The following is a 26,364-nucleotide window of genomic DNA, read 5'->3' on the forward strand; positions in this document are numbered from 1 at the left end:
CCGGTATGGAAAGTTTCGCAGCGCTCTTCGAAGAGTCGCTGTCACGCCAGGATATGCGTTCGGGCGAAGTTATTTCCGCTGAAGTCGTTCGTCTCGACCACAACTTCGTGATCGTTAACGCCGGCCTCAAGTCCGAAGCTTTCATTCCTATCGAAGAATTCAAGAATGACCAGGGCGAGCTGGAAGTTCAAGTCGGCGATTTCGTTTCCGTAGCGATTGAGTCGCTGGAAAACGGCTTCGGCGACACCATCCTGTCGCGTGACAAGGCGAAGCGCCTGGCATCGTGGCTGGCACTGGAAAAAGCAATGGAATCCGGCGAGATCGTCGTCGGTACCGTCAACGGCAAAGTCAAGGGCGGCCTGACCGTTCTGACCAACGGCATCCGCGCATTCCTGCCGGGTTCGCTGGTTGACACCCGTCCAGTCAAGGACACCACCCCATTCGAAGGCAAGACCCTCGAGTTCAAGGTTATCAAGCTGGACCGCAAGCGCAACAACGTGGTGCTGTCGCGCCGCGCTGTCATCGAAGCATCGATGGGCGAAGAGCGCCAGAAGCTGATGGAAACCCTGAAAGAAGGCACCGTGGTTACCGGCGTCGTCAAGAACATCACCGACTACGGTGCGTTCGTTGACCTGGGCGGCATCGACGGCCTGCTGCACATCACCGACCTGGCATGGCGTCGTGTGCGTCACCCATCGGAAGTGCTGACCGTTGGCCAGGAAATCACCGCGAAAGTCCTGAAGTACGATCAGGAAAAGAACCGTGTTTCGCTGGGCGTGAAGCAGCTGGGCGACGATCCATGGACCGGTCTGTCGCGTCGCTACCCACAGGGCACCCGTCTGTTCGGCAAGGTCACCAACCTCACCGACTACGGCGCGTTCGTGGAAGTCGAGCAGGGCATCGAAGGCCTGGTACACGTTTCCGAAATGGACTGGACCAACAAGAACGTCGCTCCTAACAAAGTTGTCCAGCTGGGCGACGAAGTAGAAGTGATGGTCCTGGAGATCGACGAAGAGCGTCGCCGTATTTCGCTGGGCATGAAGCAGTGCAAAGCGAACCCATGGGACGAGTTCGGCATGACCCACAAGAAGGGCGACAAAGTCCGTGGCGCGATCAAGTCGATCACCGACTTCGGCGTGTTCATCGGCCTGGCTGGCAACATCGACGGCCTGGTACACCTGTCCGACCTGTCGTGGACCGAAGCTGGCGAAGAAGCTGTTCGCAAGTTCAAGAAGGGCGACGAGCTGGAAGCAGTTGTGCTGGCAATCGACGTTGAGCGCGAGCGCGTGTCCCTGGGCGTCAAGCAGCTCGAAGGCGACCCATTCAACAACTTCGCGGCAATGAACGACAAAGGCTCCCTGGTAACGGGTACGGTCAAGTCGGTTGAGCCAAAAGGCGCTGTCATCCAGCTGTCCGAAGAAGTTGAAGGCTACCTGCGTGCATCCGAAATCTCGCGCGACCGCGTTGAAGATGCCGGTACCCACCTGAAAGTCGGCGACAGCGTTGAAGCACTGGTCATCAACATCGACCGCAAAGCTCGCAGCATCCAGCTGTCGATCAAAGCGAAAGACAATGTTGAAACCCAGGAAGCAATGCAGAAGATGGCATCGACCTCCGACAGCAGCGCAGCATCGGGCACCACCAGCCTGGGCGCACTGCTGAAGGCCAAGTTCGACAACAAGAACTAAGACCTTCGGGACTGCCAGATGACCAAGTCCGAGTTGATCAACCGCCTGGCTGAGCGTTACTCTCAGCTGGTGGCCAAGGATGCGGAGTATGCTGTCAAGACCATTCTCGATGCAATGACCAACGCCTTGGCGACCGGCCAGCGCATCGAGATCCGTGGTTTCGGCAGTTTTGCCCTGAACAGCAGGCCGCCACGCATTGGACGCAATCCGAAGTCCGGCGACAAGGTGATGGTTCCCGAAAAACGGGTGCCGCACTTCAAGCCGGGCAAGCAATTGCGCGAGCGCGTAGACGCGATGGTCGGGCAACCGATCATCGAAGATTAAGTCGTCTGGCGATACAGAAAACGGCGTCCTCGGATGCCGTTTTTTTATGGGTGAAGCGTTTGTGCGCTCTGCCCCGTACCGCATGCACGTCGTTCCCGCGCAAGCGGGAACCCATGCTGAGCTGGCTAGGTAAGCTCAGTATAGGTTCCCGCCTGCGCGGGAACGACGGCGCTGGCTGCCTCGGCAGCCCCTACTTATAATGGTAAGATGCCACACCCGCGAACCCTTCCATTTGGACCCCGCTGATGAAATTTGTATCCACCATTGTTGGCATTATCCTGTTCGTGCTGTTTTTCGGTTTTGCGCTGAAAAACACCCAGGAAGTCGACCTGCATTTTTTCCTGAACTATGAACTGCGCGGCCCCCTGGTGCTGATGCTGCTGGCCTTCTTTATCGCCGGCGCCGCCCTGGGCATCCTCGCCGTCACGCCGACCGTGTTCCGCCACCGCCGCCTCAGCTCGCAGCACCAGAACACCATCGAAGCGCTGCAAAGCGTCGCGCGCACCAGTACCGTGCAACCGCAGCCGGACAGCGTCAACACCCGGCAATAAGCCTCCGGCGCCAATCAAACCAACAAAAAGAACCGCATGGAATTCGAATTCTGGATGCTGCTTGGCATCCCACTCTTCTTCAGCCTTGGGTGGATCGCCGCCCGCGTCGACATCAAGCAACTGGTGTCCGAATCGCGCACCCTTCCGCGCGGCTACTTCAAGGGCCTGAACTTCCTGCTCAACGAGCAGCCCGACAAGGCCATCGACGCCTTCATCGAGATCGTCAAGCTTGACCCTGAAACGGCCGACATGCACTTCGCGCTCGGTAACCTGTTCCGCCGCCGCGGCGAGGTCGAACGCGCGATCCGCGTGCACCAGAACCTGCTCGCCCGTCCCGACCTGCCGCTCGAACAGCAGCACCACGCCGGCTACGAGCTGGGCATGGACTACCTGAAGGCCGGCCTGCTGGACCGCGCCGAAGAAACCTTCAACGGCCTGGTCGACTCGCAGTACGGCGTGCAGGCGCAGCGCGCGCTGCTTGAAATCTACCAGCGGGAAAAAGAATGGAAGCGCGCGATCACCGCCGCGCAAGGCCTGCAGGCATCGGGCGCGGGCACGCGCCAGAAGGAGATCGCCCAGTTCTACTGCGAACTCGCGCAAGACGCGCTGGTGCACCTGCACACCGACGAAGCGATGGAGCTGCTCGAACAAGCGCTGCACGCCGACCGCACCAACGTGCGCGCCACCATCCTGATCGGCGACGTCCAGATGGCCAATGGCGACGTCGAAGGCGCGCTGATGACGTGGCGCCGCGTGGAGCAGCAAAGCGTGCCGCACGTGGCGCTGGTCGCCACGCGCCTGATGGACGGCTACCGCAAGGTAGGGCGCCCGCAGGAAGGCGTCAACCTGCTGCGCGCCTACCTGGCAGAAGCCTCGTCGATCGACCTGATTGAAGTCGTGTTCAAGGCCGTGACCGAACTCGATGGCGCGCAGGCGGCCAAGGACCTCGTGGTTGAAGAGCTGCGCCGCACGCCGACCCTGCTCGGCCTCGACAAGCTGCTGGAAGCGCGCATGATGGACGCGCCGCCGGAAGTCTTCGACGAACTCTCGATGGTCAAGAACCTTGTGCACGGCTACACCCAGAAGCTCGCGCGCTACCAGTGCAGCCACTGCGGCTTCAAGGCGCGCCAGTTCTACTGGCAGTGCCCGGGCTGCAACCGCTGGGACTCGTACCCGCCGCGCCGCACCGAAGAACTGAACGTGATGAACTAAGGTTCGCAATAACATCAGCAGCGGGACCGGCCGGTCCCGCTTCAAACACCAGCTACTTCCGGTACAGACAAATGATCAGTCGCCTGCTCTCCGCGGACACCTACCCGCACATCGCCACCCCCAACCTTGAAAACGTCCGCATCCTCGTGGTCGGCGACGTCATGCTCGACCGCTACTGGTTTGGAGACGTCAGCCGCATCTCGCCGGAAGCGCCGGTACCGATCGTACGCATCGAAAAGCGCGAAGAGCGCCTTGGCGGCGCCGCCAACGTCGCGCGCAACGCGGCGGCGCTGGGCGCCTACGCGGGCCTGCTGGGCGTGGTCGGCGCCGACGAAGCGGGAGCGCAGGTAGAAGCGCTGCTGCGCGACTCGCAGATCCACAGCTTCTTGCAGCGTGACGAAGCGATATCGACCATCATCAAGCTGCGCGTGATCGGGCGCCAGCAGCAGCTGCTGCGGATCGACTTCGAAGAAGCGCCGACCGACACCGTCTTGCGCGACAAGCTCACGCAATTCAACGCGCTGCTGCCTGACTACAGCGTGGTGATCCTGTCCGACTACAACAAGGGCAGCCTGGTCAACGTCGCGCACATGGTCGCTGCGGCGCGCGCGGCCGGCAAGATCGTCATGGTCGACCCGAAGGGAGACGACTTCACGCCGTATGCGGGCGCCAGCGTCCTGACGCCAAACAAATCCGAGCTCAAGCGGGTAGTAGGCAGCTGGTCGAGCGAAGAACAGCTGACGACGAAAGCCCAGGCGCTACGCGAAGAACTGCGCCTCGACGCCCTGCTGCTGACGCGATCGGAGGAAGGCATGAGCCTGTACACGGCGGACGAAGTGCTGCACGTACACGCCGACGCGCGCGAAGTGTACGACGTCTCGGGTGCGGGCGACACGGTGATCGCCACGATGGCCGCGATGTTAGGCGCCGGCATGACGATGTCCGACGCCATCATGACCGCCAACCGCGCCGGCGGCATCGTGGTCGGCAAGCTGGGCACCGCCACGGTCACCCGAGCCGAGCTCTTCGGCAACTGAATTTCCCAAATCGGGGTCAGACCCCAGCGTTGCTTCGGCAACTAAATTTCCCAAATCGGGGTCAGACCACAGTCTTTTTGGAATATTCCAAAAAGCCTGTGGTCTGACCCCGAATTTGCAAAAAACCTGTGGTCTGACCCCGAATTTGGAAACAAAAAAGGCTGTGGTCTGACCCCGATTTTGGAAACATAACGATCGGACCGATCGTGTTGATGGGCTATGCCGCACGGTTGATTCCGGTCAAGCGGATGAGGTCAACGGTGGCCCACGCTTGAGCCGTTAAGCGCGAGGGATCGCATCCGCTGTCCCCGCTTAACACCTCACGGAGAAAATCAACATGATCAAGAATCTGATGCTTGCTGTCGCAACGCTGTGCGCTACGATGGGCCTCGCTTTCGCCCAGGTCGACGTGAACAAGGCCGATACCGCCGCCCTCGATGGCGTCAAGGGCGTCGGCCCCGCGATGTCGAAGGCTATCCTTGCCGAGCGCGAGAAGGGCGGCGAGTTCAAGGACTGGGCCGATTTCCAGAAGCGCGTCAAGGGTGTCGGCGACAAGAAGGCCATGAAGTTGTCCGAAGCTGGCCTCCAGGTTAACGGCAAGCCCATGGAAGGCGTCGCCGCCGCCAAACCAGCCAGGGCTTCGGCCAAGCCGGCCAGCAAGCCCGCCGCCGAGCCAGCCAAGATGTAAGCCCGGCCGCCTTCGCGCGGCTGCCCCCATGGACCCCGCAGGCGCTTGCCGCGGGGTTTTTTTGCGTGTATGGACAGACGAATCGTGGTTCGCCGTGAGAAGATACAGCGCTTCACCGGACAACTGTTTTTAAGAAAGAGGACCATTCATGCCCACCGTTCGTTCCGCTACCGCCCTGATCGCAGGCGTATTGGCCGTTGCCGCCGGCGCCGCTTCCGCCGCCGCGCCGGTCTCGCCTGATGTCACCCGCCACCAGGCGCAGATCGACAAGATCGTCAGCGAGATCTCGCCCCAGCGGATCGAAGGCTATGTGCGCAAGCTGGTCAGCTTCCAGACGCGCCACACGATGTCGGAAACGGAATCGGATACGGTCGGCATCGGCGCCGCGCGCCGCTGGATCAAAGCCGAGCTGGAGCGCTGCGGCGCCCAGTCGGGCAACCGGTTGCAGGTGGCCTTCGACAGCCACATCGCCCCGGTGTCGGCGCGCATCTCGCGCCCGACCGAAATCGTCAACATCGTCGCGACCTTGCCGGGCAGCCAGCCGCAGGCGAAGGAGCGCATCTACGTCGTCAGCGGCCACTATGATTCGCGCAATACCGATGTGATGGATGCCAAGGGCGCCTCGCCAGGCGCCAATGATGATGCTTCCGGCACCGCAGCCGTGATGGAGATGGCCTGCGTGATGTCGCGCTATCCGTTCGACGCCACCCTCGTGTTCATGGCAGTCGCCGCGGAAGAGCAGGGCCTGATCGGCGCAACCCACTGGGCCGAGCAGGCAGTACAAAAGAAACTGGACATCGCCGGCATGTTCACCAACGACATCATCGGCAGCTCGCGCGCGGACGATGGCCGTATCGATGACAAGCAGGTGCGCCTGTTTGCCGAGAGTATTCCTGCCACCAAGGAAATGAGCGAGGCAGTGCGCGCGCTGATTGCAACCGGCGGCGAGAACGATTCGATCTCGCGCCAGCTGGCGCGCCACGTGAAGGAAGTGGGCGAGCGCTACGTGCCGGACTTCAAGGTCAGCATCGTGCACCGCCGCGACCGCTACCTGCGCGGCGGCGACCACATGCCGTTCCTGGCGCGCGGTTTCGCCGCGCTGCGTTTCTCCGAGCCGAACGAGGACTTTGCGCACCAGCACCAGAACGTGCGCAAGGAGGGCGCGATGCAGTACGGCGACCTGCCGGAGTTCAACGACTACAATTACATCGCCCGCGTCGCCCGCGTCAATGCGGCCGCGCTCGCTTCGCTGTCGCTGGCGCCAGCGGCGCCGAAGCAGGTGCAGGTGCGTACCGACAAGCTGGATAACAATTCCACGCTGCTGTGGCTGCCGAATACCGAGCCGGACCTGGCCGGCTACCGCATCGTGTGGCGCGAGACCACCGCCTCGCAATGGCAGGGCGCGATGTACGTCGGTAACGTGACCGAGGCCACGGTCCGCCTGTCGAAGGATAATTACTTCTTCGGCGTGCAGTCGGTCGACAAGGATGGCAACGTCAGCGTCGCCACCTACCCGGCGCCACTGCGCTAAGCGGCCCAGCATGGGGAAGTCGGCGGATGAGTCCGCTACTTTCCCCATGCCTGACAGCCCTCATACGCGGATGCGCGCCGTGGATTAGAATGGCGTTTTGTCCATCTGCAAAAGAGTTCCCATGCCTTACATGACCATCGAAGATACGATCGGCAACACCCCGCTGGTGCAGCTGGTGCGCATTCCCGGCGCCGAAGCGCGCGAGCGCAACAACATCATTCTCGGCAAGATGGAAGGCAACAATCCGGCAGGCTCGGTCAAGGACCGCGCCGCAATGTCGATGCTCAAGCGCGCCGAGGAGCGCGGCCAGATCAAGCCGGGCGATACCCTGATTGAAGCGACCAGCGGCAACACCGGCATCGCGCTGGCAATGGCGGCTGCCATCCGCGGCTACAAAATGCTGCTGCTGATGCCAGACAACCTGTCGATCGAACGGCGCCAGAGCATGGCTGCCTATGGCGCCCAGATCATCCTGACCCCGAAAACCGGCGGCATGGAATATGCGCGCGATATGGCCGACCAGATGCAGCGCGACGGCAAGGGCATCATCCTCGACCAGTTCGGCAACTACGACAATCCGCGCGCCCACTACGAAAGCACCGGCCCCGAAATCTGGCGCGACACCGAAGGCCGGGTCACCCATTTTGTTTCAGCCATGGGCACCACCGGCACCATCATGGGCGTGTCGCAGTACCTGAAGGAACAGAATGAGGCCGTGCGCATCATCGGCGCCCAGCCGGAAGAGGGCTCGTCGATTCCCGGCATCCGCAAATGGCCGGAAGCCTACCTGCCGAAGATTTTCGACAAGGCGCGGGTGGACCAGGTGGAAAGCGTGAGCCAGGCGGCTGCCGAGCACATGGCGCGCCGGATGGCGGCGGAAGAGGGAATTTTCTGCGGCATTTCCGCAGCGGGCGCGTGCGAGATTGCGCTGCGCATCTCACAAACGGTGGAGAACGCCACCATTGTCTTCATCGTCTGCGACCGTGGCGACCGCTACCTGTCGACAGGCGTGTTTCCGGCATAAGCAGCCCGGACATGGACGACATGTCCCGCCACGCGGCGGGACATCATCAACAACGACCGATCAGGACTGCTGTTCGCTGCTCGCGCCGGGCGTCGCGCCTTCTTTCGGCTTGAACTGCTTGTCGCTGATGCGGAACTTGTTGCGGCGATCGCCCATCAGGTAGCGCAGGTCACGGATCGACAGGTCGCTCACTTCGTGCATGCGGATCAGCAGCGAAGCGCCGACCGGCAGGCGGTGGTGACGAATCTTCGAGATGACCGGCGGAGCGACTTCCAGGGCGCGCGACAGGGCTGCGTCATTCTTCAGGCGCAGGTTTTCGATCAGGGTGTCCAGCAACCGGTTCGGGTTGTACTGGAGCAGTTCGTCGGAATCCGAATCGCTGTTCATATCAATGCCAACTTGGTTTGTCATGATGTTAAATATTCCTATTGTGAGTTGTGTTGCTTATCAAACCCGCGGAGCTCGCTGTAGTTGCGACTACTTCACCATATGACGACGGATTCCGTTTGAAACAACTTTTTATAAAATATACACAATTGTACAAGTTATTCCAATCTTATTCTTGCAAGCAATTAGAACCGTTTCATATTACTTGCATATCATGTTGTCGAATCGCAACATAGCCTGAATGCAATTCTCTCACAAACTCACCGAAAAATTAATTGTTTTTTCAGAAAACTTAAGTGTAATGCAATCGCCTAAGCAGTGCAGCACATTACCTTTAACACCTGTCGGCGAGACAACTTTTAGCGGAGTATGTTGAAATGATGACTATTTCTCTAGTGCATCGATGACAATGCCGCGCATACCCCGTAGGGGTATCAGGCGCGGCACCGGTGAAGCGCTGCAACATCGGGAATGTTGCAGTTACATTACATTACAATTATTTTGCGCCTTTCAGGCGCTGGTGAGCCGTTTGGCGCGCACTGCCTTGCCGAGCTCGATGACCGACATGGCGTAGAAGTAGCTGCGATTGTATTGGGTGATAGCAAAAAAGTTATTTGTCGCGAGCCAGTATTCTGTCGGCTCGGCACCATTTTGCAGGTCCACCAGGCCGAACAGCGCCGACTGCGGCAGGCTGCCACTGCTCACCACGCCCGCAGCTTCCAGCTCATCCTGGCGGAATTTTGCTTCCAGGCCCTGGTTGATGAACTTTTCCCACACATTGCCCGGCGAGACATTCGCCGAGTACACCAGCGGCCCCTGCTCGTCGCGGCGCCAGCCGTGGTTCTGCAGGAAGTTCGCCACGGAACCGATCGCGTCGGTGGTGGAATTGAGCAGGTCGACCTTGCCGTCGCCGTCGAAGTCGACCGCATGCGCCAGGATACTGCCGGGCATAAACTGCGGAATGCCGACCGCGCCCGCAAACGAGCCGGTCAGGCTGAGCGGATCGGCGTTGGACTGGCGCGCCAGCAGCAGTGTATTTTCCAGCTCGCTGCGGAAGAAGGCCATGCGCGCTACGCGGTTCGGCGTTTCCGGATACGCGAAGGCGAGGGTGGTCAGGGCGTCGAGCACACGGAACTTGCCGGTGTTGCGGCCGTAGACCGTCTCGACACCGATGATGCCGACGATGATTTCGGCCGGCACGCCGAAGCGCGCCTCGGCGCGCGCCAGCGCCTCGGCGTTCTCGTTCCAGAATTTGACGCCGCCATTCAGGCGCACCGGTTCGATGAACAGTTCACGCACCGCGGCCCAGTTTTTCGGCTTGCCCGGTGGCGCCGGCTTGACCAGTTGTACCGCCGAGTCGATGAAGTGGAGCTGGCCGATCAGGCCGTCCAGCCACGCAGGCTCGAAGCCATGCTTGGCCACCATCTCGCCGGCGAACTGCTGCACCGCCGACCACTCGCGGAAGTTGACCTGTTCGCCCACGTGGTTGACATTCGACGTGCGCTTGATCGCTTCCCTGGCCGCCTTCGATGCGGCAGTGAGCGGCGCGGCCTTGCGCGCGGCGGGCTTCTTCGCCTTCGCTTTCGCTTTCTTCGCCGCGGCGGCTTTTGGTTTGGATGTCTTGGACTGGGGCGCGGCGTAGGCCGCGGGCACGCTGGCGACAGCCAGCGCTAACAGCAAGGAGGACAAACGGCGTGGTACAAACAGCTGCGAAAATTTCATCGTGACTCGTTTAACAAACTCTTCAAAGTGGCGGCCAGCCGCGCATCAGGCGCTGCGGGTGCGTACTTGTAGGCGCTGTACAGGGCAAGGAAGCGCGCAACGGCGGCCTGCTTGGCGGGCGCCATGCCTGAGCCCTGCAAGCGCTGTGCATACGCGCTCGGGCCTTCGTCCGGCGCACGCGGCAAACCCTGTCGGGCAAGCTGCAGGCACATGGCCGAGTATAACGCATCGATCGGGTCGCCTTGCCTCTGACTACGCCATGCGCGTCCTATAAACAACAGCATGAGCAGAAGGACAATGACTGTAATGACGCGCCAGTCGGACAGTGCTGCGTGCATGCTTGATAACAGCGCGTGCTGCCGCTGCGGCGTGTAATTCAGTATCCACTGGTTCCAGTCGTTGTTCAAGGCGCTCCACTGGTTGCGCAGCTGCGTGAGCAGGGTGTTTTCGCTGACGCCTTCCATCAGGCTGCCAAGGCCGGCAATGCCGAATGGGTCCTGCGGCGGTATCGCGCCTGCGAGCCCGCGCTGCACGCGCTCGGGCGCCACGGCCGACGTGGGGTCTACCCGAACCCAGCCGCGCCCGGCAATCCACACCTCCGCCCACGCGTGCGCATCCGATTGGCGCACCGTCATGACGCCGTCGACCGGATTCATTTCGCCGCCCTGGTACCCGGTCACCACGCGCGCCGGCACGCCAGCTGCACGCATCACGAACACAAACGAGCTGGCGTAGTGTTCACAGAATCCGGCGCGGGTCGTGAACAGGAATTCGTCGACCGAATCGCGCCCGAGCCGCGGCGGCTCCAGCGTGTAGATGTAGTTCTCGGTCCGGAACATCGTCAGCAACGTGCTGACCCGCCTGGCCGGGTCGGCAATGCGGCGCAAGGTGTCGCCCAGCTGCCTGGCCTGCGGGTTGAAGCCCCAGGGGATCATGAGCGACTGCACCAGTTCACCCATTTCCAGCTTCGGCTGCACCCGGTAGCTCAGGTAGGAAGTCACGTCGTAACGCACCCGCTGGTCGATCGGGCGTGCTGCGCTCAGTTCCAGCTCGGGCGTTACCGACACCGTGTTGGCCTCCAGCTGCGGCAGCGCGGCCGGTACGTCGAGCGCAAACAGCCAGCGCTTGCCGGCAGGTTCCAGCGTGACCTGCTGGCGCAGCGGACGCCCCGTCACCGTCATGGCGATGCTGGAAGTTGCGCCCTGGCCGCGCAGGCGCGTCCAGGTGCGGCCATCGAATTCGCCCAGCACCAGGCCGCGCCAGTACAGCTGGTGGGGCGCCGGCGCCGGGCCATCGAACCTTACGCGGAACGCCGTCTCGCCCGACTTGGCAAGGCTCGACAGGTTACCGGGCGCCATGCTCTCGGACAGCCCGCTGCGGCCATCGCTGGCGTCGCCCGGCATGCCCCACAGCGGCCCCTGGATGCGCGGGAAGACGAAGAACAGCAGCAGCGCCAGCGGCAATCCCATGCCCAGGATCCTGGCGCCGATCAGCAGCCGCCGCCCGAACGACGGCACGGCGCCGGTGAACTGGAACGACAGCTGCGCAGTCAGCAGCGCAATCACCGACACGACCATCATGATTGCGGTGGCGATGCTCTGCGAGTAGAAGAAGTTGGTCAGCACCAGGAAGAAGCACAGGAAAATCACCACGAACAGGTCGCGCCGCGCGTGCATCTCCAGCATCTTGAAGGCCACCAGCAGCACCAGCATCGCCACGCCTGCGTCGCGGCCCAGCAGCGTGTGGTAGGTGGCGAACACCGCGCCCATCGCCGCCAGCGACACCGGCAGCAGCAGGAAGCCCGGCGGCATGCGGGTGCCGCGGAAGGTAATCGACGCGCGCCACAGCAAGGTCGCGCCGCAGGCCACCGACACCCACAGCGGCAGGTGGGCCGCATGCGGCGCCAGGACCAGCAAGGCCGCGCCCAGCAGCAGCAGGGTGTCGGCCTTGTCGCGGGTCAGGCGCTGCGAGATGGCGGCCAGCTTTTTCATGCGGCCTCCGGGAGGCCGTAAAGGGCGAGGGCGCGCAGGCAGGCGGCGCGGTGCGCGTCGCCGCTGGACGCCGCAAACTGGTGGGCGCCCATCCGAAAGCCGTAGGGCAGGCCGCGCTGCTCGGCGTCGAGCACCCAGCGCGCCATGCGCGACAGGCGCAGTTCAAGGTCGATATAAACCGGCATGGCGTCGAAGTCGAGCACCAGCTCCTCGTTGGCTCCGCCTTCGAAATGCTTGGTCACCAGCTGTCCGCCAAAAGCCGGATCGACGCGGGCGATCTGCCGCCACGCGAGGTGGCGCATCTGGTCGCCCGGCTGGTAGCTGCGGATGCCGGCAAAGTTGTCGTCGCCGGCGTGGCCGGCGCCATCGACGCTGGCGCTTGCGCGCATCGGCAGCGGCGGCGCCTCGGTTTCAGGAAAAGGGTAAACCAGGACCCGCGCATCGGGCTGCCAGTAGCTCCATGCGGTAAACAGGCCGAGCGGGAAGCGGGTCGACAGGCGCACCCGCGGCGCCGGCAGCCAGCCGCGCTCCTGGCTTGGCATCGACAGGCGCGCCACGGTTTCGCCGCGCGCGGCGACATCGACCGCATGGCGCGGCGCATCCTGCGACGCAAAGTCGATCCATACCGCGTAGCGGTCGAGGCGGGTGCGGTTGATCAGGTGCAGTTCGAAGCTGGCTTCCTCGCCCGCGAACACCGGCTGGGCGCGGCCCGGGCGCAGGCGCAGGTGGGCCAGGTTTTTATACGTGAGGTACATGTCCGCCACCGCGCAGGTGGCGGCGAGGAAGGTCAGGCCGAAGCCCAGGCCCAGGTTGTAGTTGATCGAGCCGATCAGCAAAACCAGCAACAGCGCGAAGAAGCCCATGCCGGGGCCGGTGGGCAGGATGAACACGCGGCGCTGGCTCAGCACCACTTCGCCCTGTTCGGCACCCTTCATCCGGAACAGCCACTTGTCCGTCTTGCGGCGTACCAGTCCTTTCAGTGCCGCCAGCATCGCCGATCTCAGACCGGTACCGATTTCTGCAGCTGCAGCACCAGGTCGCGGCTGGCCAGCGCGGTGCCGTGCGTCGATTTGAGGGGGCGCAGGCGGTGCGCGCACACCGGCACCAGCACGGCCTGCACGTCCTCCGGTATCACGTGGTCGCGGCCTTCCAGCGCGGCCCATGCGCGCGCTGCCTGCAGCAGCGCAATGGCCGCGCGCGGCGACAGGCCCTCGGCAAACAGGCCGTCGCGGCGCGACGCCTGCGCCAGCGCCTGCACGTAGTCGACCAGCGAAGCGGATGTGTGGATCTGGCGCAGCGCCTGCTGCGCGGCGGCCAGTTCGGATGGCTGCATCGCCGGCGCCAGGGTCTTGAGCATGCTGCGCCTGTCCTCGCCCATCAGCAGCGCGCGTTCGGCCGCGGCATCCGGGTAGCCCAGCGACAGGCACATCAAAAAACGGTCCAGCTGCGATTCGGGCAGCGGGAAGGTGCCTACCTGGTGGGTCGGGTTCTGGGTGGCGATCACGAAGAAGGGCTCGGGCAGGGCGCGGGTGACGCCGTCCGCCGTCACCTGGCGTTCCTCCATCGCTTCGAGCAGGCCCGACTGGGTCTTCGGCGTGGCGCGGTTGATCTCGTCGGCCAGCAGCACCTGCGTGAAGATCGGGCCGGCGTGGAACACGAAGCCATTCTTCTCGCGCTCGTACACCGAAATGCCGGCCACGTCGGCGGGCAGCAGGTCGCTGGTGAACTGCACCCGGTTGAAACGCAGGCCGAGCGAGATGGCCAGCGCATGCGCGAGCGTGGTCTTGCCGACGCCTGGCACATCCTCGACCAGCAGGTGGCCGCCGGCCAGCAGGCAGGTCAGGGCCTGCCGTACCTGCCGGTCCTTGCCCACGATGACCGTGCCAACCTGGTGCGCGACGGCGTGCAATTTTTCAAACATGTGCATCCCTGTGTAGCGTAAAGACAGTCGCCGGCGTGTTAGATTAGCGCCATCGAACCACTTATTCATCCGTCATCCGTTTCGTCGATTCTATGCGAGAACGGCCGAGCCGTGCGGGATTGATGACAGCGTTACAGAAGCCGAGAACATGAGTACAGCAATTTACAGCCACATCGACTGCCGCATGCACGAGATGGGCGACTGGCATCCGGAATCGCCGGCGCGCCTGCAGGCGATCGAGGACCAGCTGATTTTGGCGCGCATGGACGGCCTGGTGGAACACCGCGAAGCGCCGCTGGCCGAGCTGCCTATCGTCGCGCGCAACCACACGCTGGAAGCCATCGCGCGCGTGCGCGAAAATGTGCCCGCCGAGCCGGGCGAGTACTATCCGCTCGACGGCGACACCTTGCTCAATTCGTGGAGCTACAAGGCCGCGCTGCGCGCCGCCGGCGCCGCCGTCGCGGCCACCGACGCCGTCATCGCCGGCAGCATCGACAACGCCTTCTGCGCGATCCGCCCGCCGGGCCACCACGCGCGCCCCGGCGAAGCAATGGGCTTCTGCCTGTTCAACAACGTCGCCATCGCCGCGCGCCACGCGATGGAGTCGCATGGCCTCGAACGCATCGCCATCGTCGACTTCGACGTCCATCACGGTAACGGCACCGCCGAATCGTTCCGCGACGACCCGCGCGTGCTGATGGCCAGCTTCTTCCAGCATCCGTTTTACCCCTACAGCGAGGTGGAACCGGTCAGCGCCACCCACGTCAACATCCCCGTGCCGGCCTACAGCAAGGGCGACGTGGTGCGCCAGGTGGTGCTCGACCACTGGCTGCCCGCGCTGCACGCCCACCGCCCCGAGATGATCTTCATTTCGGCGGGCTTCGACGCCCATGCCGAAGACGATATCGGCCAGATGGGGCTGGTCGAGGCCGACTACGCCTGGATCACGCAGCAGCTGATGGCGGTCGCGCGCGAACATGCGCAAGGGCGCATCGTCAGCTGCCTCGAAGGCGGCTACAACCTGTCGGCGCTCGCCCGCAGCGTCGTTGCCCACATCAAGGTGTTAGCCGAGCTCGACTGAGTTTGGCTTTTTGTCTCGTTAAACGCACAGTTGGGTCATTCCCAACCGTGCGGATTGACATGCATATATCCCCTCGGTAAATTTGTTGCTGGACGTCCAGCACGGTCGTTCTATTTCCACCTTGTCCTTCACACCCGTCTCACCCGATTGTTTCATCCGTAGTTCCCACACTAGGAGAAATAAATGAGTCGATTCACGCGCATTTTCGTCACGCTCTTCGTCCTCTCGCTGGCCGCCGCATCCGGCCTGGCCAGCGCCGCCAACTACACGCTCTGGATCAACGGCCGCACCGGCGGCGGCGTGGTCGGCAACTACAACAGCTTTACCTATTGGGGGCCAAGCACCACGGCCGCGGGCGTGAACAAGAAATCGGTGAACTGGGACGGCTACAACAGCATCTCCTCGCAAAACGGCAAGATCCGCGACGCGCTCGACTGCTTCTGCACCGGCACTAACTGGTGCTATGTCGCCACCCACAGCGCGGGCGACCTGATGATGGGCTACACCCTCGCCAACTACGGCAGTTCGGCGCGCCTGAAAAAGAACGCGACGCCCAATTCTGCCGGCGTATGCGGCAATTCGGACGGCAGCTCGCAGACCGGCTGGAACATCAAGTGGGTGCGCGCGGCATCCGGCGCGGGCGGCGGCTCCGAGCTGTCCGACGCCGGTTCGTGGACCACGACCGAGCCGCTGGTCAAGGACCTCAAGACCACCACGGCGCGCGCCATGTACAACCACAACGCCACCGCCAACGTCTGGTTCTACATGTACGCGGGCGCCAAAGGCACCGCCTACTCGGGCATCCTGCCGGGCCAGGACGATGAAGCCGTTGCCTACCACAGCACCGGCGGGGTATCCGGTTCATCGGGCGGCTCCTGGTGCAACCCGAGCGACTGGTTCTGCAACGACCTCACCTTGGGCACCGCGGCCAACGAAGGCGGCAGGACCAAATGGAGCTACCACTCGGTCTCGTTCAGGGACGATAACGAAGCCTACAACCACTACGCCAACGGCAACTGGGGCGGCATCGTGGGCGTAGTGCGCAACGCGGTGGTCAACAGTGCCTACTAAGCACAGCAAGCTGGCGCTGGTCGGCCCGGCCGTCGCCGTGGCGGCGGCGCTGGCCGTCGTCTTCTGGCCCGAACAGGGGCAGGAGGCGGCGGCAGGCAGCGCCGCCGCACCGGTACGCACGGCCGCGGCCGTGCAGGCGGCCGGCCAGCCTGGCGGTCCGCCTCCCATACCAGCCGGGCTGGAACGGGCCGAGCGTAAGCGCCTGCTGGACGAGCAGTACCAGCACGCCGACCAGACCTATTGCAGCTACCTGGCCAGTACAAAATACCCGGTGTCATCGCGGCCGATCGCCGAGCACCCGGACCAGGTTTATCCGAACCAGCCGGTGGTCGAGACCCAGCCGATGCGCGGAGAGGGCGGCCGCGGCGGGGATCCCGATGTGCTGCTCCAGACCTCCCAATCGCGCGTATTCATGGTCGCCGGCGAAGCGGTGGCGTTCTCGCTGCGCGCCGTCAACGCGCAGGGCGGGGCACTGCCGCTGGTGGTCACGCGCGCGGTTTCCGGCGGCCTGACCTTTGGCGCCACCCGGCCTGCGGCCCAGGTGTCGCTGCCGTTTTCGGATGACGGCTCCGGTGCCGACCCGGTCGGCGGGGACAGCCATTTCGCCGCCGTGCTGGCGCCGGCGCAAACCTCGCTGGCGCAGTTCAATGGCACCATCCGCACCGAAGTGCGCTACACCGTCAACGGCCGCGCCGGCGTCGCGCTGTTCGACGTCATCTACAGCCCGGAGGTGCCGGCCACGTGGACGGGCCAGCCGCGCGAAGTCATCGACGACGGCTCGCTGGCGTATGTGCTCAGGGCCGACGTGCGCCAGGCCGGCCGCTACATCGTCACCGGCCGCGTCGACGATGCAAAGGGCAAGCCGTTCGCGCTGGCCACCTTCAACGACGTGCTGCGCGCCGGCCCGAACGAGATCAGGCTGACCGTGTTCGGCAAGCTCCTGCGCGACAAGGCCCCGGCCATGCCACTCACCCTGCGCGACGTCGACGGCTACCTGCTGAAGGAGGACGTCGACCCCGACCGCGCGCTGATGCCACGGCTCGAGGGCAGGGTATTGGCCGGCAAGGCGCACCCGCTGCGCAGCTTCTCGGACGCCGAGTACGCGGGCGAGGAGCGCACCCGCCACCTGGCCGAATTCTCGAAGGACGCCAGCCGCGCCAGGCAGGCGCTGGCTGCCTTCGACCCGGCCCAGCCCGTGCCGGCCAGCCAGTGCGCCGCCAGTACCGTAAAATAGCGGTTCTACAGAGGATTTTGAAAGCGCAGCATGTCGATACAATGGTACCCGGGCCACATGAACGCCGCCCGCAAGAAGGCGGCGGAACAGATGGAGAACACCGACCTGGTGATCGAAGTGCTGGACGCGCGCCTGCCGGAAGCGAGCTGCAACCCGATGGTCGAGGAACTGCGCCTGTTCCGCCAGCGTCCGTGCCTGAAAATCCTCAACAAGGTCGACCTGGCCGACCCGGAAGCGACCAAGGCCTGGAGCGCCTTCTACGACGCCCAGGAAGGCGTGACCGCCTATCCGATGACCACCAAGAAGCCGGCCGACGTGGCGCGCATCCCGGACCTGTGCCAGTCGCTGGCGCCGCACCGCGGCGTGCCGACCAAGCCGCTGCGCATCATGATCATGGGGATTCCCAACGTCGGCAAATCGACCCTGATGAACGCGCTGCTGAAGAAAAAGGTGGCCAAGGTGGGCGACGAGCCGGCCGTCACCAAGATGCAGCAAAAGCTCTACCTCGGCAAAAACACCATCCTGGTCGACACGCCCGGCATGCTATGGCCGAAAATCGCCATGGCCAGCGACGGCATGATGCTGGCCGCAAGCCACGCCATCGGCTCCAACGCGCTGATCGAGGAAGAAGTGGCGGTGTTCCTGGCCGAGGTGCTGCTGGAACGCTATCCGCAGCTGCTGACGGCGCGCTACGGCCTGAAGCTCGACGGCATCGACGCGATCGGCGTCATTGAAGGCGTGGCGGCGCGCCGCGGCTTCCGGCAGAAGGGCGGCGACCTCGATTTCGAAAAAGCGTCGCACACCTTCTTGCAGGACTACCGCAGCGGCGCGCTGGGCCGCATCAGCCTGGAAACGCCGGAAACCCGCGCTGCGCGCCTGATGCAGCATGAAGCCGAGATGGCGGCGAAGGCGGCGAAGGCAGCTGCCGCCGCCGCCGAAAAAGCCGAGCGCAACGCGCGCGGCAAGCGCGGCACCTAAGGCCTTCCCAAGCATTCAAAGAACCTCAGCGAACTCCAACCGGCGGTTGGCGTTCCACCTTGAGCGCTCGATGCGCGGCGCTCAGCGCTTGGCCTTCTGCGCGGGTATCGACACCATGGACGGCTTGCTGGGGTCAGGTATATAACTCAGCTTCATGTCGTCGCCCGTGCGTTGGTTGAATTCCATGATCACATTGCCGTCGCCGGAGACGAACTTATTCTTCGACACGGGTTTGAGCCGCATCGGCTTCTCGTTGTCGATTGTCGCATCGATGTATTCTGGCCTGCCGCGCACGTCCAGCCGCCAGCCATTCGCCATGTCATAGGTTCCCGCGATTTGCTTGACTTCGTCCGTCCTGAGCCGGATCGTCTTGCCTGGGGCGGTTACTGTCACGGTCGAGATCGGGGCAGTATCGGGCAGCGGGTAGGGTTGGGTTTGCGCACCGACGCCGGTGGCAAGCACGAGCAGGGATGCGGGAATCAGGAGAGATAGGGGTCGCATGATCGTTCCTTCACAAAGCAGAAGCCTTTGGACAGGCGTCACGCCGAATCAGCCTCGTGGCGGGCGTCGGATGCCGCAAAGCCGGCATGGCGCTTGCGGGTACTTCAGTCTAGGTCAAGTGCCATCCAGGACAAGGGATGCGGCGCGCACATCACGAAACTGTCTCGAAATGGAAAAAGTCATATCCGCGCGAAATGAGACAAGCCGAACGGCAGTTCGACGTCGGCTTACGATGCCAAGCATCGGCGGGCATCCAACCGACGCGCCCTGGACTAGGCGGCAAAGTGAGCAGCGAGGCGGCAACAGACACCTGGCTACGCCCTACCGGTCGTACGTCATTTTGGACAGGTCTATGCAATAAGGATATTGTTCAAAAAACAATCACAAGACGTGGTTTGTCGGCTATCGTAAGCGCTTTACTCGCTATCGGCCACGCCATGCGCATATCCTTCCCTACCCTGATCCTGCTGGCGTGCGCGTTCTGCGCCAGCGCGGCGCCGGCGGCCGAGCATGCTTCCCCTGCGTCGATTCCGGTCGAGCAGTTCTTCAAGAAAGCCGCTCTTACCGGGGCCAGCATGTCGCCTGACGGCCGCCATGTCGCGTTGCGCGGCATCTCGCGGACTGGCCGCGTCATGCTGTCGGTGCTGGACGTCGAGAACTTGAAGGGCAAATCGGTGGCCAACTACGGCAATGCCGATATTGATAAGTTCTTCTGGCTCAGCGATGACCGTATTGCCTTTACCGTCATCAATGTGGACCAAGGCGGCGACGTCGGCGATCCCGGTCTCTACGCAATTGACCGCGACGGAAAAAATCTGAACGGACTTTCGGTAACGCTTCCGCGTAGCCGATCGTTCGCCGACAGCGATGTGGGCGACCAGGCCTACCTGGCCGAGCCCAGCATTGCCGGCTTCCCCTCAACAACGACGGACGAGATGCTGGTGATCGAGCAGAGCGACGGCGAAAGCTGGCTCACGCGCTTGAGCACGCGCTCCGGCCGCACGTCGTCGATCCGCGTGCCGAGATACACCCGGCGCTGGCTGGTCGATCCAGACGGGCAGGTCAAGGTCGCGATGACGGGGGGCGTAGGCCGCCAGGCCGTGTATTTCCGCGCCGACGACAAGGAGTGGGTCAAGATTTACGAACAGGAAGACGAATCCGCGGAGGACTTTATTCCCCTGCTCTATGTGAACAACAAGTTGTATGTGCGAGCTCACAAGGGCAAGGACAAGGCAGCGATCTATCTGTTCGACCTGGCCACCAGGACCATCGACGCCACGCCCCTGATTGTGTCACCCGACTTCGACGTCAACGGCTACTTTGTGGTCGACAGCAAGAAAATGCTGGGCTTCCGTTTCCACATCGATGCCGAAGTAACGGTCTGGTTTGATGCGGCCATGAAGGCAATCCAGGAAGAAATTGACCAACTTCTGCCGGGCACGATCAATACCTTGTCGGTCGGCAGGCGCAGCGAAACGCCATACGTCCTGATCGATGCACATTCCGACCGCCAGGACCATATGTACCTGCTCTTTAACCGCGAAACGAAGAAGCGGACCATGCTCGGCGAACGGCGGCCCGGCATCGACCCGGCCCAGATGGCCAGCATGAACCTGGTGAACTTCACCGCGCGCGACGGCTTGAAGCTGCCCGCGTATGTGACCCTGCCCAATACCAAGGTCCAGAAGAACCTGCCGATGGTCGTGCTGCCGGGCGGGCTTCCATGGACACGCAATGGCATGTGGGACTGGGATGCGGAAGTGCAGTTCCTGGCCTCGCGTGGCTACGCCGTCATTCAGCCGGAGCCGCGTGGCGTGCCCGGCTTCGGCGTGCGCCACTCGAAGGCCGGCAACAAGCAGTGGGGCCTGGCTATGCAAGACGACCTTGCCGACGCCGTCAAATGGGCGGTGGCCGAAGGTATCGCCGACCCACGCCGTGTCTGCATCGCTGGCGGCGGTTACGGCGGCTATGCCGCCATGATGGGCCTGATAAAGACGCCGGAACTGTACCGTTGCGGTGTGAACTGGTCCGGCATCACAGACATACAAGCGATGTTCGACCGGCACTGGGAACATATCGCCGAAGCCGACGCAGGCCTGGAGCTGCGCAAACTTGTCGGCGATCCAGACAAGGATGCGGTGCAGTTCAAAGCTACTTCACCGCTGCACCATGCCGCGCGCCTCAAGTCGCCGTTGCTGCTGGCGTATGGGGAGGGAGACCAGCGCGTTCCGTTCTCGCATGGTCGCAAGCTATATGAAGCGCTCAAGCCGGGCAATCCGCACATCGAATGGCTGCCCTACAAGTCGAGCGTGGAAGACTGGCGCACGCGCGCCAACCGGATCAACTTGTGGACCCGGATCGAAGCCTTCCTCGGCAAGCACATCGGCGAACAGCGCCCCCCGGCCGTCGCTGATAGCAAGTGAACGTCCGCGGTTGGCCGAAGTGGAAGTGGTTCAAGGCTGAGCGGCCTGGCCGAAGCGGAAGCTCGACACCGCCAGGCTGCCGAAAAATTCATCTTCGTGGTACACGCAGGCCGCCGCTTCCTGCGCGGCCGCGCCATACGCCACCAGCAGCGGCATCAGGTGCTCCTCGCGCGGATGCGCCATGCGCGCGTACGGCGCCTCGTCCCAGTGCAGCAATGCGCTGGTGCGTTCAGGCGGCGGCAGCTCCAGCAAGGCAAAGCGCAGCCACTCGTCGAACTTGTGCGACGCCAGCCGCCCGCCCGGGCCGAACTGGTGCAGGTTGTGATAACTGAGCCCACTCCCGATAATCAACACGCCTTCATTGCGCAGCGGCGCCAGCGCGCGCCCCGCGTCAATGTGCGCCTGCGGGTTGAAGCCGTGGCGTAGTGACATCTGCACCACCGGCACGTCGGCCCGCGGGTACACCGGGTACAGCATGCTGAAGGTGCCGTGGTCGAAGCCGCGGTTGGGATCGAGTCCCGCATCGAACCCCGCCTGCGCCAGCAGGATGGCCGCGCGCGAGGCCAGCTCCGGGTCGCCGGGGGCTGGGTACTTGACCTGGTAGGTGTGCGACGGGAAGCCGCCGTAGTCGTAGATCATCCCGGGCGCGGCGCTCGACGACAGCGTGAACTCGCGTTCCTCCCAGTGCCCCGACACCACCAGCACCGCGTTGGGACGGACGCCGAGCTGGCGCGGGATGTCCGCCAGCGACGCTTCAAGCACGTCGTAGGTGGAGCCGTACTGCTCCTTCATGAACGGCCACGGGCCGCCGCCGTGCGACAGGAAATAGGTGGGTAGCGCGTTGTCCATGCTGCCTCCGCTGGGGTTGGTGTCGATGGCTATTCAGGCACAGCGGCCCTTGCGTTTATAATATCCCTGTTTTGGTGCCCGCCGGCGTGATCACGCTGGCAGTTAAACGGGAAACACGACGCTGCCCGCGCAAACCGCGAACAGCCAACGTGTGCTGCCCCCGCAACGGTAAACAAGCGTCGCCGCATGCCGGCGACTGGCCGCCCCGAACACCACTGTGCCGCGGCATAGGAAGGTGGGGCGGTCTGACTTGCGAGCCCGGATACCGGCCAGGACAGGTGGAAGCGGGCTCAGTGCCCGCCTTCCGTTGAATCCGGCTTGCGGGGACGCAGGCCGGATGCTCACATTCTAAAAAAAGCACCATGAACATTCACGCAGCATTTCGCCGCGCACCGGCTGCCAAGCCGCTTGCGCTCGCCCTCGCACTTTCCGCCTGCTTCAACAGCTTCTCCCACGCCCAGCAAACCATGCCATCGGTCGTCGTGACCGGCGCGCGCTTTGCCAGCGACCCGTCGCTGTACCCGATCGCCGCCACCGTCATCGACGCCGGCCAGATCCGCCGCGCCGGTGTCACCGATGTCAACCAGGCGATCCGCAAGATCGGCGGCGTCTACGGCCGCCAGAGCCTGGACGGCTCGCCCGACTTCAGCCTCGACCTGCGCGGCTTCGGCTCCAACAGCAGCCAGAACATGGTCGTCGTGCTCGACGGCGTGCGCATGTCGGAAAATGAACTGAGCGGCCCGATCCTGTCGACTATCCCGATCGACACGGTGGAGCGCATCGAGATCGTGCGCGGCGGCGCCAGCGTGCTGTATGGCGAAGGCGCGACCGGCGGCGTGATCCAGATCGTCACCAAGCGCGCGGCGAAGAACGAAGGCCGCGGCATGGCCAGCGTGGAGGCAGGCCAGTTCGGCCTGCGCGAAGTGCGCGCCAGCGCCGCGCGCAGCTGGGACGCATTCGCGCTCGACGCTTCCGTCAGCGACCTCAAGACCGACAACTACCGCGACCACAACCGCTTCGACAGCCGCAGCTTCAGCGGCGGAGTGCAGTGGACCACGGATGCCGGCCGTGTCGCCGTCCGCGTCGACAGCGCGCGCCAGGATGCCGAGTTCCCAGGCTCGCTCAGCCTGCTGCAGTTCGAAGCCAATCCCGGGCAGGCCAGCACCCCCTTTGACTTCGGCGGCCTCGAATCAGACCGGGTAACGGCGCTGTTGGAGCACCGCATCGGTTCGACCGACTTCGCGGCTGAACTGTCGCACCGCGAGAAGACCGTGTCGGCGACCTACTACTTCACCTTCGGCGGCGTCACCAGCCCGTCGGCTGCAACCTACGACAGCCGCCAGACCCAGTTTTCGCCGCGCCTGCGCCAGCTGACCCGGTTCGACGGCAAGCTGAACGAATTCGTCGCTGGGGTGGACCTGATCCGCTGGAGCCGCGACACCACGTCGATGTTCTCCGCGGCCGACGCCAGCCAGGACTCGAAGGCCTTGTACCTGCGTGACGAAATCCGCTGGAACGCCCCGCCTAACACCCGCGTGGCGGTGGGCGTGCGGCGCGAGTCGTTCGACAAGGAGACTGTCGATGCGCTGGCGTTTGTGCCTGTGGACGAGCGCGTCAAGCAGTCGCAGACCGCGTGGGAAGTCCAGGCCAGCCAGGACGTGATGCCGCTGCTGAACGTGTACGCCAAGGCGGGCCGCAGCTATCGCATGCCTAACTCGGATGAGAACGCGTTCCGTCCCGGCGCGCCGCTGAAGGCGCAGACCTCGCGCGACCTTGAACTGGGCGCGGCCTTTGGCCCGTCCGACCGCCAGTTGGGCGCGCGCGTGTTTCGCCACAAGATCAGGGACGAGATCTTCTACGACCCGACCATCAACTTCGGCGTCAACACCAACCTCGACCCGACCCGCCGCCAGGGCGTGGAGCTCGACGCCAAGGCGCGCATCGCCACCGACTGGCGCCTGACCGCCAGCCTCCAGCACGTCAAGGCCGAGTTCACCGATGGCCCGAACGCGGGACGCGAAATGGTGCTGGTGCCGGAAAATGTCGCCACCGCGCGCCTGTCGTGGGCGCCGGCCGGCGGCCATAGCGCCGACATCGGCGTGCAGTGGGCCGACAGCCAGCGTTACGGCAGCGACTTCACCAACAACTGCGGCGCGCGCATCCCCGCCTACACAACGGTCGATGCACGTTATGCGCGCAAGGTCGGGCAGTGGGAGTTCGCGCTGGCGGGGCTGAACCTGGGGGACAAGCAGTACTACAGCAACGCCTTCGTCTGCCGTGGCGGCATCTACCCAGCCGACGGCCGCCAGTTCCGGGTCTCGGCGCGCTACGACTTCTAAGGCTGCCGCATGATCCACACTGCGTCCCGCCACCGCACCTTGCTCGCGCTGCTGTCGTCGGCCGCGCTGCTGGTGCTGCTCGGGTCGAGCATGGTCGGCTCGGTCAGCATTCCGCTGTCCGGGCTGCCGTCTGCGCTGGCCGGGTTGTTTGGGAGCGGGGAGGGGGGCATCGCCACGACCTTGCTCGACCTGCGCCTTGGCCGCGCCTGCGCCGCGTTCGCCACCGGCGCCGCGCTGGCGCTGGCCGGCGTGATGATGCAGGCGCTGCTGCGCAATCCGCTGGCCGACCCCTACGTGCTGGGCATTTCCAGCGGCGCGGCAGTCGGCGCTCTGGCGGCGCTGCTGGGCGGAGCCGCACTGTGGATGGTGGACCTTGGCGCTTTAGGCGGCGCGGTCGGCGTATCGGCCGTGCTGTACATGCTGGCGCGGCGCGACCTGGGCGGCAGCGCCCTGCGCGACGCGCCGGCTGACCCGAATACACTGCTGCTGACCGGCGTGATCCTCGCTTCGGCGTGCATGGCGCTGGTCACGCTGATGCTGTCCATCGCACCCGAATCGCGCCTGCGCGGCATGGTGTTCTGGATGATCGGCGACCTGGCCGGAGCAGGGTGGCGCGTGCTGCCCTGGCTGATCCTGGCAGGCGCCTTGCTGTTTGCGCTGCGTATCGCGCGCCAGCTCAACGTGATGGCGCTGCATGCCGACACCGCCGCCACCCTTGGCGTCGACGTGGGCCGGTTGCGCCGTTCGCTGTTTATCTGTTCCGGTATTTTGACCGCCAGCGCGGTCACCACCGCTGGCAGCATCGGTTTCGTCGGCCTGATCGTGCCGCACGCCTGCCGCCACGCTTTCGGCCCGGACCACCGGGTGCTGCTGCCCGCCGCCGCAATTACCGGCGGCGCCTTCCTGGTGCTGGCCGATACCCTGGCGCGCACGGTGCTGGCGCCGCAGCAGCTGCCGGTCGGCGTGCTGACCTCGCTGATCGGCGTGCCGGTGTTCCTGTTCCAGCTCCATCAACTTAAACTGCGCCGTCCATGATTGAAACCGCATCCCTCACACTGCGCGCCGGTGAGCGCACCCTGGTCGAGGGGTTGTCGTGGACGGCGTCGCCGGGCCAGCTGTGGTGCGTCATCGGCCGCAACGGGGCCGGCAAGAGCACTTTGCTGCGCACCCTGGCCGGCCTTCGCGCGCCTGACGGCGGCCATGTGGCCATCGGCGGGCGCGCGGTCAGCGGGCGCGATCCCGTGGAGCTGGCGCGCGAGCGTTCGTTCCTGGCGCAGTCGCGCAGCGACGCCTTTGCCTACCGGGTGATCGAAACGGTGCTGATGGCGCGCCACCCCTACCACGCCGACCGCTACTGGGAAGGCAGCGACGACCACCTGGCCGCGCAGCAGGCATTGGCTTCGCTCGACGTGCTGCACCTGGCCCAGCGCGACGTGCGCACCTTGTCCGGCGGTGAACGCCAGCGCGTCGCCATTGCCGCGCTGCTGGCCCAGGACACGCCGCTGATGCTGCTCGACGAACCAGCCAACGCCCTCGACCTGGCGCACCAGGTGTCGGTGATGCGGCTGCTGGCGCGCCTGTGCCGCGAGCAGCGCAAGACGGTGGTCATGGTCGGCCATGACCTGAACCTTGCGCACAGCGTCGCCACCGATGCGCTGCTGCTGATGGGCGAGGGCAGCTGGCTGGCGGGCAGCGTCGGCGAGGTGATGCTGCCGCCAATACTAAGCCGCTGCCTGGGCCACCCGATCGACATGCTGCGCCATGGCGAACGCACCGTGTTCGTCGCCGGCGACGTCACTACCACCTGACATC

General features: G+C 64.2%; 23 protein-coding genes and 1 riboswitch. Of the genes, 16 read left to right on the plus strand and 7 right to left on the minus strand.

What is annotated here, in order from left to right:
* Window positions 1-5 precede the first annotated feature (5 nt).
* The 8 genes from rpsA (at window position 6) to cysM (ending at window position 8,055) form a co-directional block, all read left to right on the plus strand.
* Window positions 6-1,688: a 30S ribosomal protein S1 gene (gene rpsA / locus LMJ30_RS16720; protein ID WP_229433561.1), complete on the plus strand. Its 1,683-nt coding sequence runs from the start codon at window positions 6-8 to the stop codon at window positions 1,686-1,688.
* A gap of 18 nt (window positions 1,689-1,706) precedes the next feature.
* Window positions 1,707-2,012, plus strand: a complete 306-nt coding sequence (locus LMJ30_RS16725; protein WP_008446215.1) for an integration host factor subunit beta — start codon at window positions 1,707-1,709, stop codon at window positions 2,010-2,012.
* A gap of 245 nt (window positions 2,013-2,257) precedes the next feature.
* Entirely contained in the window at window positions 2,258-2,563 is a 306-nt protein-coding gene (locus LMJ30_RS16730) for a LapA family protein (protein ID WP_229433563.1), read from the plus strand.
* Between the two features lie 36 nt (window positions 2,564-2,599).
* The gene (gene lapB / locus LMJ30_RS16735; protein ID WP_229433565.1) at window positions 2,600-3,775 is read left to right on the plus strand and encodes a lipopolysaccharide assembly protein LapB; all 1,176 of its coding nucleotides are present in this window, start codon (window positions 2,600-2,602) and stop codon (window positions 3,773-3,775) included.
* 71 nt (window positions 3,776-3,846) lie between these two features.
* Window positions 3,847-4,812 (plus strand): D-glycero-beta-D-manno-heptose-7-phosphate kinase, encoded by a 966-nt coding sequence (gene rfaE1 / locus LMJ30_RS16740; protein WP_267869702.1) that lies wholly within the window; start codon window positions 3,847-3,849, stop codon window positions 4,810-4,812.
* 337 nt (window positions 4,813-5,149) lie between these two features.
* Window positions 5,150-5,500, plus strand: coding sequence for a ComEA family DNA-binding protein (locus LMJ30_RS16745; RefSeq protein WP_229433567.1), 351 nt, complete (start codon window positions 5,150-5,152; stop codon window positions 5,498-5,500).
* A 148-nt stretch (window positions 5,501-5,648) separates the two neighbouring features.
* Entirely contained in the window at window positions 5,649-7,031 is a 1,383-nt protein-coding gene (locus LMJ30_RS16750; protein WP_229433570.1) for a M28 family peptidase, read from the plus strand.
* Window positions 7,032-7,152: 121 nt separating this feature from the next.
* Window positions 7,153-8,055 carry a cysteine synthase CysM gene (gene cysM, locus LMJ30_RS16755; RefSeq protein ID WP_229433571.1) on the plus strand — a complete coding sequence of 301 codons (903 nt, stop codon included), beginning with the start codon at window positions 7,153-7,155 and terminating at the stop codon, window positions 8,053-8,055.
* Window positions 8,056-8,115: 60 nt separating this feature from the next.
* On the opposite strand, the gene LMJ30_RS16760 is transcribed toward cysM, so the two are convergent.
* The 5 genes from LMJ30_RS16760 to LMJ30_RS16780 form a co-directional block, all read right to left on the minus strand.
* Entirely contained in the window at window positions 8,116-8,442 is a 327-nt protein-coding gene (locus tag LMJ30_RS16760) for a hypothetical protein (protein ID WP_229433572.1), read from the minus strand.
* A 510-nt stretch (window positions 8,443-8,952) separates the two neighbouring features.
* Window positions 8,953-10,164, minus strand: coding sequence for a lytic murein transglycosylase B (mltB, locus tag LMJ30_RS16765; protein ID WP_229433573.1), 1,212 nt, complete (start codon window positions 10,162-10,164; stop codon window positions 8,953-8,955).
* Window positions 10,161-12,155 (minus strand): transglutaminase TgpA family protein, encoded by a 1,995-nt coding sequence (locus tag LMJ30_RS16770; protein WP_229433574.1) that lies wholly within the window; start codon window positions 12,153-12,155, stop codon window positions 10,161-10,163. Before LMJ30_RS16770 ends, mltB begins: the two co-directional genes overlap by 4 nt.
* Complete coding sequence (locus tag LMJ30_RS16775; RefSeq protein WP_229433575.1) at window positions 12,152-13,147, minus strand: DUF58 domain-containing protein; 996 nt, start codon at window positions 13,145-13,147, stop codon at window positions 12,152-12,154. The genes LMJ30_RS16770 and LMJ30_RS16775 overlap by 4 nt, the downstream gene beginning before the upstream one ends.
* Before the next feature lie 8 nt (window positions 13,148-13,155).
* The gene (locus tag LMJ30_RS16780; protein WP_229433576.1) at window positions 13,156-14,076 is read right to left on the minus strand and encodes an AAA family ATPase; all 921 of its coding nucleotides are present in this window, start codon (window positions 14,074-14,076) and stop codon (window positions 13,156-13,158) included.
* Between the two features lie 148 nt (window positions 14,077-14,224).
* On the opposite strand from LMJ30_RS16780, the gene LMJ30_RS16785 reads away from it, so the two are divergent.
* From LMJ30_RS16785 to ylqF, 4 genes are all read left to right on the plus strand, one after another.
* The gene (locus LMJ30_RS16785) at window positions 14,225-15,157 is read left to right on the plus strand and encodes a histone deacetylase family protein (RefSeq protein ID WP_229433577.1); all 933 of its coding nucleotides are present in this window, start codon (window positions 14,225-14,227) and stop codon (window positions 15,155-15,157) included.
* Between the two features lie 183 nt (window positions 15,158-15,340).
* Window positions 15,341-16,228 (plus strand): hypothetical protein, encoded by an 888-nt coding sequence (locus LMJ30_RS16790; RefSeq protein WP_229433578.1) that lies wholly within the window; start codon window positions 15,341-15,343, stop codon window positions 16,226-16,228.
* Entirely contained in the window at window positions 16,218-17,462 is a 1,245-nt protein-coding gene (locus LMJ30_RS16795; RefSeq protein WP_229433579.1) for a hypothetical protein, read from the plus strand. Before LMJ30_RS16790 ends, LMJ30_RS16795 begins: the two co-directional genes overlap by 11 nt.
* Window positions 17,463-17,519: 57 nt before the next feature.
* Entirely contained in the window at window positions 17,520-18,440 is a 921-nt protein-coding gene (gene ylqF, locus LMJ30_RS16800) for a ribosome biogenesis GTPase YlqF (protein ID WP_229434014.1), read from the plus strand.
* An 81-nt stretch (window positions 18,441-18,521) separates the two neighbouring features.
* Here ylqF and LMJ30_RS16805 read toward each other — a convergent pair whose 3' ends face one another.
* A complete protein-coding gene (locus tag LMJ30_RS16805; RefSeq protein ID WP_229433580.1) occupies window positions 18,522-18,941 on the minus strand; it encodes a hypothetical protein in 420 nt (139 codons plus the stop codon).
* Between the two features lie 437 nt (window positions 18,942-19,378).
* On the opposite strand from LMJ30_RS16805, the gene LMJ30_RS16810 reads away from it, so the two are divergent.
* Entirely contained in the window at window positions 19,379-21,364 is a 1,986-nt protein-coding gene (locus tag LMJ30_RS16810; RefSeq protein WP_229433581.1) for an alpha/beta hydrolase family protein, read from the plus strand.
* A 30-nt stretch (window positions 21,365-21,394) separates the two neighbouring features.
* Here the strand turns inward: LMJ30_RS16810 and LMJ30_RS16815 are convergent, their stop codons facing one another.
* A complete protein-coding gene (locus LMJ30_RS16815; protein WP_229433585.1) occupies window positions 21,395-22,213 on the minus strand; it encodes a DODA-type extradiol aromatic ring-opening family dioxygenase in 819 nt (272 codons plus the stop codon).
* Between the two features lie 55 nt (window positions 22,214-22,268).
* Window positions 22,269-22,501, plus strand: a riboswitch (cobalamin riboswitch).
* 74 nt (window positions 22,502-22,575) lie between these two features.
* On the opposite strand from LMJ30_RS16815, the gene LMJ30_RS16820 reads away from it, so the two are divergent.
* The 3 genes from LMJ30_RS16820 to LMJ30_RS16830 are packed head-to-tail and all read left to right on the plus strand — an operon-like array spanning window position 22,576 to window position 26,360.
* On the plus strand, window positions 22,576-24,552 hold the full coding sequence (locus LMJ30_RS16820; RefSeq protein WP_229433586.1) for a TonB-dependent receptor: 1,977 nt from the start codon (window positions 22,576-22,578) through the stop codon (window positions 24,550-24,552).
* Between the two features lie 9 nt (window positions 24,553-24,561).
* Window positions 24,562-25,587 carry a FecCD family ABC transporter permease gene (locus LMJ30_RS16825; protein ID WP_229433587.1) on the plus strand — a complete coding sequence of 342 codons (1,026 nt, stop codon included), beginning with the start codon at window positions 24,562-24,564 and terminating at the stop codon, window positions 25,585-25,587.
* On the plus strand, window positions 25,584-26,360 hold the full coding sequence (locus LMJ30_RS16830) for an ABC transporter ATP-binding protein (protein WP_229433588.1): 777 nt from the start codon (window positions 25,584-25,586) through the stop codon (window positions 26,358-26,360). Before LMJ30_RS16825 ends, LMJ30_RS16830 begins: the two co-directional genes overlap by 4 nt.
* Window positions 26,361-26,364: the final 4 nt, after the last annotated feature.

Source organism: Massilia agrisoli (assembly GCF_020831365.1).
Taxonomy (GTDB): domain Bacteria; phylum Pseudomonadota; class Gammaproteobacteria; order Burkholderiales; family Burkholderiaceae_D; genus Telluria_A; species Telluria_A agrisoli.

Bases quoted from the DNA above. Each gene is read 5' to 3' on its own strand.
- rpsA (WP_229433561.1), top strand. From the start codon at position 6: ATGGAAAGTTTCGCAGCGCTCTTCGAAGAGTCGCTGTCACGCCAGGAT.
- LMJ30_RS16725 (WP_008446215.1), top strand. From the start codon at position 1,707: ATGACCAAGTCCGAGTTGATCAACCGCCTGGCTGAGCGTTACTCTCAG.
- LMJ30_RS16730 (WP_229433563.1), top strand. From the start codon at position 2,258: ATGAAATTTGTATCCACCATTGTTGGCATTATCCTGTTCGTGCTGTTT.
- lapB (WP_229433565.1), top strand. From the start codon at position 2,600: ATGGAATTCGAATTCTGGATGCTGCTTGGCATCCCACTCTTCTTCAGC.
- rfaE1 (WP_267869702.1), top strand. From the start codon at position 3,847: ATGATCAGTCGCCTGCTCTCCGCGGACACCTACCCGCACATCGCCACC.
- LMJ30_RS16745 (WP_229433567.1), top strand. From the start codon at position 5,150: ATGATCAAGAATCTGATGCTTGCTGTCGCAACGCTGTGCGCTACGATG.
- LMJ30_RS16750 (WP_229433570.1), top strand. From the start codon at position 5,649: ATGCCCACCGTTCGTTCCGCTACCGCCCTGATCGCAGGCGTATTGGCC.
- cysM (WP_229433571.1), top strand. From the start codon at position 7,153: ATGCCTTACATGACCATCGAAGATACGATCGGCAACACCCCGCTGGTG.
- LMJ30_RS16760 (WP_229433572.1), bottom strand. From the start codon at position 8,442: ATGAACAGCGATTCGGATTCCGACGAACTGCTCCAGTACAACCCGAAC.
- mltB (WP_229433573.1), bottom strand. From the start codon at position 10,164: ATGAAATTTTCGCAGCTGTTTGTACCACGCCGTTTGTCCTCCTTGCTG.
- LMJ30_RS16770 (WP_229433574.1), bottom strand. From the start codon at position 12,155: ATGAAAAAGCTGGCCGCCATCTCGCAGCGCCTGACCCGCGACAAGGCC.
- LMJ30_RS16775 (WP_229433575.1), bottom strand. From the start codon at position 13,147: ATGCTGGCGGCACTGAAAGGACTGGTACGCCGCAAGACGGACAAGTGG.
- LMJ30_RS16780 (WP_229433576.1), bottom strand. From the start codon at position 14,076: ATGTTTGAAAAATTGCACGCCGTCGCGCACCAGGTTGGCACGGTCATC.
- LMJ30_RS16785 (WP_229433577.1), top strand. From the start codon at position 14,225: ATGAGTACAGCAATTTACAGCCACATCGACTGCCGCATGCACGAGATG.
- LMJ30_RS16790 (WP_229433578.1), top strand. From the start codon at position 15,341: ATGAGTCGATTCACGCGCATTTTCGTCACGCTCTTCGTCCTCTCGCTG.
- ylqF (WP_229434014.1), top strand. From the start codon at position 17,520: ATGAACGCCGCCCGCAAGAAGGCGGCGGAACAGATGGAGAACACCGAC.
- LMJ30_RS16805 (WP_229433580.1), bottom strand. From the start codon at position 18,941: ATGCGACCCCTATCTCTCCTGATTCCCGCATCCCTGCTCGTGCTTGCC.
- LMJ30_RS16810 (WP_229433581.1), top strand. From the start codon at position 19,379: ATGCGCATATCCTTCCCTACCCTGATCCTGCTGGCGTGCGCGTTCTGC.
- LMJ30_RS16815 (WP_229433585.1), bottom strand. From the start codon at position 22,213: ATGGACAACGCGCTACCCACCTATTTCCTGTCGCACGGCGGCGGCCCG.
- LMJ30_RS16820 (WP_229433586.1), top strand. From the start codon at position 22,576: ATGAACATTCACGCAGCATTTCGCCGCGCACCGGCTGCCAAGCCGCTT.
- LMJ30_RS16825 (WP_229433587.1), top strand. From the start codon at position 24,562: ATGATCCACACTGCGTCCCGCCACCGCACCTTGCTCGCGCTGCTGTCG.
- LMJ30_RS16830 (WP_229433588.1), top strand. From the start codon at position 25,584: ATGATTGAAACCGCATCCCTCACACTGCGCGCCGGTGAGCGCACCCTG.